Source organism: Pseudomonas sp. SED1, from assembly GCF_034044025.1.
GTDB lineage: Bacteria > Pseudomonadota > Gammaproteobacteria > Pseudomonadales > Pseudomonadaceae > Aquipseudomonas.
In genome coordinates, this window is the sequence record NZ_JAXCIS010000106.1 from 1 (window position 1) to 8,027 (window position 8,027).

The 8,027-nt window shown below is 63.9% G+C and carries 9 protein-coding genes; 6 read left to right on the top strand and 3 right to left on the bottom strand.

Translation table 11 applies throughout. The features are described from left to right. Positions 1-106: 106 nt before the first annotated feature. A complete protein-coding gene (locus tag SNL23_RS13955) occupies positions 107-703 on the bottom strand; it encodes a type II secretion system protein GspJ (RefSeq protein WP_076016369.1) in 597 nt (198 codons plus the stop codon). Then, positions 696-1,148 (bottom strand): type II secretion system minor pseudopilin GspH, encoded by a 453-nt coding sequence (gspH, locus tag SNL23_RS13960; protein ID WP_076016368.1) that lies wholly within the window; start codon positions 1,146-1,148, stop codon positions 696-698. The genes SNL23_RS13955 and gspH overlap by 8 nt, the downstream gene beginning before the upstream one ends. An 85-nt stretch (positions 1,149-1,233) precedes the next feature. On the opposite strand from gspH, the gene SNL23_RS13965 reads away from it, so the two are divergent. Continuing rightward, positions 1,234-1,665 carry a type II secretion system protein N gene (locus tag SNL23_RS13965; RefSeq protein ID WP_167663939.1) on the top strand — a complete coding sequence of 144 codons (432 nt, stop codon included), beginning with the start codon at positions 1,234-1,236 and terminating at the stop codon, positions 1,663-1,665. On the opposite strand, the gene gspI is transcribed toward SNL23_RS13965, so the two are convergent. After that, positions 1,652-2,050 carry a type II secretion system minor pseudopilin GspI gene (gene gspI / locus SNL23_RS13970; RefSeq protein ID WP_318302500.1) on the bottom strand — a complete coding sequence of 133 codons (399 nt, stop codon included), beginning with the start codon at positions 2,048-2,050 and terminating at the stop codon, positions 1,652-1,654. The two genes, SNL23_RS13965 and gspI, sit on opposite strands and share 14 nt — an antisense overlap. 148 nt (positions 2,051-2,198) lie before the next feature. Between gspI and gspG the strand changes: the two genes are divergently transcribed. Genes gspG through gspD form a run of 5 tightly spaced genes read left to right on the top strand, consistent with a single transcriptional unit; the run spans position 2,199 to position 7,530 of the window. Then, entirely contained in the window at positions 2,199-2,636 is a 438-nt protein-coding gene (gspG, locus tag SNL23_RS13975; RefSeq protein ID WP_076016365.1) for a type II secretion system major pseudopilin GspG, read from the top strand. Positions 2,637-2,644: 8 nt separating this feature from the next. Beyond that, on the top strand, positions 2,645-3,592 hold the full coding sequence (gene gspK, locus SNL23_RS13980) for a type II secretion system minor pseudopilin GspK (RefSeq protein WP_318302501.1): 948 nt from the start codon (positions 2,645-2,647) through the stop codon (positions 3,590-3,592). Further along, complete coding sequence (gene gspL / locus SNL23_RS13985; RefSeq protein ID WP_318302502.1) at positions 3,589-4,710, top strand: type II secretion system protein GspL; 1,122 nt, start codon at positions 3,589-3,591, stop codon at positions 4,708-4,710. The genes gspK and gspL overlap by 4 nt, the downstream gene beginning before the upstream one ends. Beyond that, positions 4,703-5,227: a type II secretion system protein GspM gene (gspM, locus tag SNL23_RS13990; protein ID WP_318302503.1), complete on the top strand. Its 525-nt coding sequence runs from the start codon at positions 4,703-4,705 to the stop codon at positions 5,225-5,227. Before gspL ends, gspM begins: the two co-directional genes overlap by 8 nt. After that, the gene (gspD, locus tag SNL23_RS13995; protein ID WP_318302504.1) at positions 5,224-7,530 is read left to right on the top strand and encodes a type II secretion system secretin GspD; all 2,307 of its coding nucleotides are present in this window, start codon (positions 5,224-5,226) and stop codon (positions 7,528-7,530) included. The genes gspM and gspD overlap by 4 nt, the downstream gene beginning before the upstream one ends. The last annotated feature ends 497 nt before the right edge of the window (positions 7,531-8,027 follow it).

Here is an 8,027-nt window from a genome sequence, read left to right on the forward strand (position 1 = left end):
CTTTTGGTTACTTTTGGGGCTCTTTTCCAAAAGTGACCCGCCGTAAGGGCGGAACCAATACCAGCCATCACCCAAATAACGGATATGTACACCCCCCAAAAAAGCCCTACCGCAGGGCCCCCCAAACCTGCCGATACCGCTCCACCCCCTGACCCGTCTCCCGCACCAGAACCACCTCGATCCCCAGCGGTTCATCCCGCCGATTCCCACTCAACTGCCGCCACCCCTTATCCCAAACCCGCACCTGCAAATCCCTGACCTGCCCAAGCACCGCCACCGCATCCCTGGGCGCCGGCAGCGGATACCGATCCCGCGCCGGTGCCGCCGCGCGATACAGCGTGTCCCCCTTGAGCCACCACCGCACCCGCTGCAACCCATCCCCAGGAACCGGAGCACTCCGGATCACCTCCAACCGAAACCCCTTGCTATCCGAACTCCTCACCGACACCGCCGCCAACCCCCCAGGCTTCGGCGCCTCATCCCCAACCGGCGGCCCCAACTCAACCCCCGCACGCAAACTCAGGTCCAGCTGCATCTGGTTCAGCGCCCGCAACAAGGTCTCAGTCTGCTCACTGCTGGCCTGCAAATGCTGGTCAGCCCGGGTCACACTGTCCAGCCCGCGCCAGGCAATCACACTGACCACCGCCATCAACATGATCGCCACCATCACCTCAATCAGCGTAAAACCCTTCTGATCACTCATGACTCACCACCCGCAACAACCCCGCTGCATCCCGTTGCAGACTCAGGCTGTGCTGCCCATCCGACAGCACCACCCGCATCGGCGGATTCACCCATTCAGCATCCAGCACCAGGTTCTTCCCAGGCTCGATGCGCACCTGCATCGGCGTGCTGTCCCAGGCCCGCGGACGCAGTTGCTGATCACCACTGAAGTTCTCCAACCCCAACCCATCATCCGTAACGCGGCTGAAGCGAAACCCCTTGGCATCCGCCTTCCAGGTAATCGCCCGGCCATCCGCGCGAGCCTCGGCCTGGGCTACCTGCAGCAACTGGCTCAAGCGTTCCGCGTCCTTGCGCAGCAGGTGCAGCGGATCAGGCTTGATGCTCAGGCTGATGGCCGCACTGGCGATGCCGATGATCACCAACACCACCATCAACTCGATCAACGTGAAGCCCTGCTGTTTCATTTTTTGCTCCCTGATCAACCGCTGAAATAAAAAGGTGCGAATTGCCCTGTAGCCTGAGGCAACGGACAAACAGGAGGTCCCGCCCATGGCATTCGCCCATCGTTTTTCACCCGCCCATGGCGTCCAGGCTTTGGCGTTGTTAGCGGCGCTGGCAGGGGTGGCGACCTGGACGCCGTTGCTGCTCACGTCGGCCGAGTCCCACACCCCGCAAGCCGCACCCCAGGCACTGGCCGCCCGCAGTGACAACCCTGCCGTGCAGTGGTTTTCGAATACCCCGGCGGTGATGCAGATCAAGGTCTCCGGGGTGCTCGCCGGGGCCCGTGGCGCAGTGGCGATCCTCAGTCTCAACGACGGGCCGCCCCGCAGCTTTTTGTTGGGTGAGCGGCTAAGTCCCGGCGTGCGGTTGACGGCCATTGAAGGCGATAGCGTGGAGATCGAACGTGGTACTGAAAAAATCCGCGTGCCCCTCGACAAGTTGCCCGACGGCCCGGCCTTGCCAAGCCTCATTCGGCAGTAACCGGGCGCTTCACCGGCGGGCGCCCCATCAAGGTTTCCAGGCGCGCCAGGGGCGGCGCTTCACGGGTCGCGTCCAGCACTTGCACGCTGACCTGGAACAAGCGCCCATCCGGTCCGTTGCTGATGGTCTGTTCGCAACGCAGTTTCAGCCGGCCCTGGTCGCAATCGAAGGTCTTGCGCCCGGGGTTTACCCGACCTTCCAGGCGCAGTTCCGCCAGGCGACTCTGGGCCGCCAGCAGCGCCATCGATTTGTCCCGCAGCAGGCTGTTGCTGGTGGTCATCAGCCCGGCCACGCGCACGGCCGCCGCCATGGCCACGGCGATGATCGCCAGTGCCACCAACACTTCAATCAGGGTGAAACCTTGCTCGTTGCGGGGGCCGCCCATGGCGTACTCAAAACCGGGAATCAGGCCCGCAGACTAGCCCCCGCAGTTGACCGATTGGCGACCAAAGCTCCCGAGGATTTTCAACATGACTGACATGTGTTCTTGCAACACTGCGCCACGAAATGCACTCAAGCCAAGGAATGTCGAGATGGATATCGCACACTTCACCTCCCCACGCAGGCAGCGTGGTTTCACCTTGATCGAGATCATGGTGGTCGTGGTGATCCTGGGGATTCTGGCGGCGCTGGTGGTGCCCAAGGTGCTCGACCGCCCGGACCAGGCGCGGGCCACGGCCGCCAAACAGGACATTGGCGGGCTGATGCAGGCCCTGAAACTCTACCGCCTCGACCACGGCTCGTATCCCAGCATGAACCAGGGCTTGAAGGTGCTGGTGGAGCGCCCGGCCGATGCGAAAAACAGCAACTGGCGCGCCTACCTCGAACGCCTGCCCAACGACCCGTGGGGCAACCCTTATCACTACCTCAACCCAGGGGCCAACGGCGAAGTGGATGTGTTCTCCCTCGGCGCCGACGGGAAACCCGAGGGCGACGGCGTGAATGCCGATATCGGCTCCTGGCAGTTATAAGGCCGGCGATGAACAGCCATTCGCCCCCAGCGGCGAAGCAGCGCGGCATGGCGATTATCAGCGCCTTGCTGATCGCGGCCGTGGTTGCGGTGATTGCCGGTGCGATGCTCACCCGGCAGACCGTGTTCACCCGCAGCCTGGAAGCCGAACAACTGCGTATCCAGGGGCAATGGTTGTTGAATGGTGGCCTGGAAGCCAGTCGCCAGATCCTTTGGGACGCACGCCGCCAGGACGTCTTGACCCGGCTCGATCAACCCTGGGCACGCCCCCTCGGTGGTGCTTTCGAGGGACGGATTGAGGATGAGCAGGGCAAGTTCAACCTGCGCAACCTGGTGACCCAGCAACACCCGGACGCCGTGCAATTGCAGAGCTTCGAACGCCTGTGCCAATTGATCGGCATCGACCCGGCCGTGAGCCGCCGCATCAGCCGGCGGGTGATCGACTCATACGACCAGCGCGAGGTCAGCACCTCACTCATCGGCGGTTTCAACAGCAGCCGGGATACCTCGCCCGGTGCAGCGGCACCATTGATTCCAGCCAAGTACCCGATGCTGCGCAGCCTCACCGATCTCAGCGCTATCGAAGGCCTCGACCCGCGCCAGCTGCGACGCATGGCGAGCTACGTCAGCGTGCTGCCCGGCAATACCTGGGTCAACGGCAATACCGCCAGTGCCGAAGTGCTCAGTAGTGTGGTGCCGGGGCTCAGCCTGTCGCGGGCCCAGGCACTGGTGGCCGAGCGTGACGGCGGGCGCTGGTTTATCAATCGCGGGGATTTCGTCAACCGGTTGCGCATGCCACAGGTCGCGGTGGACACGGTGCAGGTGGGCATCACCAGTGAGTGGTTTCGCGTGCTGGGCCAGGCCCGTCGCGAGCAGCGTCGGGTGACGCTGGAGGCGTTGCTGTATCGCCCCGAAGACCGTCAGCCCCAGGTGATCTGGTCGCGGGTGGGCGTATGAAGCGTTTGCGCATTGCGTTGCCGCCGCTGGATCAACTCACCACCGACAGCCCGGTGCAGTTCGCCTGGCTGGACCGCGCCGGGCAGGTCAGTCAGCAAGGCGAGAGCAGCCTGGCGCAACTGGCGAATAACCCGGCGGCGTTTTTCCTGCACCCGCGGGACAGCTTGCTGACCAGCCTGGAGCTGCCGCAATTGCCCTCCGCCAAGGTCGACGACGCGGTGACCTGTGCGGCCCAGGCATTGATCCTTGGCCCGGTGGAATTGATGCATGTGGCCCACGGTCCCCGGGAAAGCAGCGGCTTGGTGCAGGTGGGCTGGTTGCCCAAAAGCAGCCTTGAACACTTGGGCCGGATAACCACCCAGCTGAAAATCAAAGTGCGCGGGCTGTACCCGGCGCCGTATGCGTTGCCGGTCGGCGAGCAACCGAGCGCGGCATTAAGCGACGGGCATTTACTGCTGCGCCTCAGTGTCCAGCAGGGTGCGGTGCATCCGTTGGGACAGCCCGCGCTGGATGATCTGCTCGCCACCGGCGTCGATGTACATCAAGTGACAGGCGATGCCCGTTGGCGTGGGCCATTGCCGGGCTGGGGGTTGCACGGTCGGCTTCAGCAGGCGGCAACCGGAGGCTGGGGCAGGGCGGCGGCGTGCACAGCGCTGGCGGTCGCCATCTGGACCCTGGGCCTGAACCTCTACGCCGCCCGCCAGGTCGACGAAGGCCAACGCCTCAAGGCGCAGATGAACCAGCAAGTGCGCCAAGCCTTCCCCGAGCTGCCGGTAATTCTCAACCCGCTGCAACAAGCCCGTCAGCAATTGGCCGCACGCCAAAGTGGCGTTGCGAACGAGCCTGGCCAACGCTTCACCGGCTTGCTCGCACTGGCGGGCAGCAGCCTGCCGTCCATGGCGGGTGGCGTCGAGAGCCTGACATACGAAAAAGGCCGTCTGCAGGTGAGCCTGCTGCCCGACACCCGCAGCCCGGCGCTGGCGGCTGACGGGCAGGCGCTGCTGGCCCAGGCCGGGTTCGGCGCCACCCGCGACGACCAGGGCTGGACCGTCGGCCCGCTCGCCGAGCGCGTTGAAGCCGATACAGACGATGCGGACGACGAGGCCGAAGATGAATAAGCGCTGGCAGCTTCTGCGCAGCCAGGCCCAGGTGTTCTGGAATGGCCTGGCCGTACGTGAAAAACGTCTGCTGGTGGGTGCCGGTCTGGTGCTGGCGTGTCTGTTGACCTGGTTGCTGTTGATCCAGCCACCGCTGAAGAAGATCGATTACTGGCAAGCCGAAACCCCGAAACTGCGCAGTCAGGCCGAGGCCTTGCAGGTGCTGCTGCAAGGCGTCGCGGCAACCCCGCGCAGCAATGACCTGGAAACCGCCTTGCACCAGTCCCTCGACAACGCCGGCTTGCAGGGCCGCTATCAATTGCAGGCGCAGGACAGCGGCAGTTGGAGCCTGACCCTCGAGGAGGCCCCGGCGGATGCCGTGATCGACTGGCTGCTGGCCAACCCCCGGCCGTTCTCCCTGGAAGTCTCCGAGGCCCGCCTGCAACGCGCAGGCGCTGCCACCCCTTCAAACTCGGCCGGCGCTTTGTCCGGGACCGTTCGCATGGATCAGGCGCCTGGCGCTAAGGAAGCTTCATGAAGTGGTCATTGCCCAACGCTGCGCCTTACCGCAAGGTCGCTCCTTTGCTGTTGCTGGCGCTGGGAGCGTGCAGCAACCCCCAGTCGCCCACACCGCTGCTGGTGGACAGCGAACTTGGCCAACCCCTGGCCGACACCCGGCGCCGCGGCGACATAGCGTTGGACCGCCAGCGCGAACCGGTGCCGCCACCCCGGGTACAACACCCGGTGACCAACAGCGCCCGCAGCCACGCCGCCGCCCCGGCCAAGGCGCGCAACCCGCTGGGTGATCAACCGGTGCAACTGAACTTCGTCGACGCCGATATCCAAGCCGTGGTGCGCGCCTTGTCCCGCGCCACCGGCCAGCAATTCCTGGTGGACCCACGGGTGAAAGGCAACCTGACCCTGGTCAGCGAGGGTCAGGTACCAGCGCATCAGGCCTACGACATGCTGCTGGCGGCGCTGCGCATGCAGGGCTTCAGCGTGGTCGACGTGGGTGGCGTGGCCCAGGTGGTGCCGGAGGCAGACGCGAAGCTGTTGGGCGGGCCGATCTACAGCGGCGCCAACCCGGGCGGGCAGGGCATGCAGACCCGCACCTTCCGCCTGCAATACGAAAACGCGGTAAACCTGATCCCGGTGCTGCGCCCCATCGTGTCGCCGAACAACCCGATCAACGCCTACCCCGGCAACAACAGCATCGTCATCACCGACTACGCGGAAAACCTCGCGCGAGTGGCGCAGATCATCGACGGCATCGACACCCCGAGCGCCATCGACACCGACGTGGTGAAAGTGCAGAACGGCATCGCCGTGGACATCGCCGCCATGGTCTCGGAACTCCTCGAAACCCAGGGCGCCGACCAGACCCAGAAAATCAGCGTGATCGGTGATCCGCGTTCCAACTCCATCATCATCCGCGCCGGCAGCCCGGAGCGCACCGAGCTGGCACGCAACCTGATCTACAAGCTGGACAATGCCCAGAGCAACCCGAGCAATATGCACGTGGTGTACCTGCGCAACGCCCAGGCCGGCAAGTTGGCGCAGTCGCTGCGGGGCTTGCTCACTGGCGAAAGCGACACCGGTACCAGTGACAATGCCCGCGGCAAACTGAGCAGCATGGGCGGCAGCACCCAGACCGGCCAGGGCAACACCCAGAACAGCAGCGGCACCCCCACCGGCAGCGGCACTGCCCAGCCCAGCGGTTACGGGCAAGACACCAGTGCCGCCGGTGCTTCCTCCTCCAGCGACCAGAACACCGCGTTCAGCGCCGGTGGTGTGACGATCCAGGCGGACGCTACCACCAACACCCTGCTGATCTCCGCGCCGGACCCGCTGTATCGCAACCTGCGTGAGGTGATCGACATGCTCGACCAGCGTCGTGCCCAGGTGGTGATCGAGAGCTTGATCGTCGAGGTAAGCGAGGACGATGCCAGCGAGTTCGGGGTGCAGTGGCAGGCGGGGAATCTGGGTGGGAAGGGTGGCTTTGGTGGAGTGAACCTGGGTGGCAGCGGCTTGAATGGAACGCCTACCAGCAAGACCAGCATTGATGTGCTGCCCAAGGGTTTGAACATCGGGCTGGTGGACGGCACGGTGGATATTCCGGGGATTGGCAAGGTGCTCGATCTCAAGGTGTTGGCCCGGGCGTTGAAGAGCAAGGGCGGGACCAATGTGTTGTCGACGCCGAACCTGCTGACTCTGGATAACGAGGCGGCGAGTATTTTTGTGGGGCAGACGATTCCTTTCGTCACTGGCAGTTATGTGACCGGTGGCGGTGGGACAAGCAATAACCCGTTCCAGACGGTGCAGCGGGAGGAGGTGGGGCTGAAGTTGAACGTGAGGCCGCAGATTTCCGAGGGTGGGACGGTGAAGCTGGATATTTATCAGGAGGTCAGCAGTGTCGACACGCGGGCTTCGGTGGATGCCGGGACGGTGACGAACAAGCGGGCGATTGATACGAGTATTTTGCTGGATGACGGGCAGATCATGGTGCTCGGCGGGTTGTTGCAGGATGGGTACAGCCAGAGCAATGACGCGGTGCCTTGGTTGTCGGATATTCCCGGGTTGGGGGCGTTGTTCCGGAATGAAAAGCGCGGTGTGACGAAGACGAATTTGATGGTGTTTTTGCGGCCTTACATTATTCGCGACAGTGGGGCGGGGCGCAGTATTACGCTGAATCGTTATGAGTTTATGCGCAGGGCTCAGGGTGGGTTGCAGCCGGAGCGCAGTTGGGCGATGCCGGATGTGCAGGCGCCGCAGTTGCCTTCGGTGGATAAGGCGATTCCCGATTTGGGGCCTCGGGCGGTGATTCGCGTGGTGCCGCGGTGATTTGGGTTTTGGATGGGGGGTATATCCGTTGCTGCGGTAACGGCCGCCTATGGTTCCGCTCTTACAGCGGGTCACTTTTGGCAAACGCCCCAAAAGTAACCAAAAGGTCTTTGCCCCACCACTCGGTGCCTCGCTTAGGCTCGGCATGCCCGCACTCCGGCCCGATTCCGCGGGCCGCCGCGACGGGCCATCCATGGCCCGGCGCGGCTAAATCGGCATCCCTGCCGATTTACCCGCTCCACCGTGCCTGCTTGCGGCCATCGTGGTTAACGGGGCCCGCAGATCAAGATCAAAAGCAAGAGCACAGCGGCCTACAGGCCGGCTTGAGTGTGGTGAAGCAGAGGCAAGATCCAGAGCGAAAGCAGGGCTGCTTTTCTGTGGGAGCGAGCTTGCTCGCGAAAAACCTGAGAACGCCGCGTTGAATCAGGATGCCATCGTCATCGTTAACGACCTTCGCGAGCAAGCCCGCTCCCACATTTTGACCGTGCCCGCTTTAG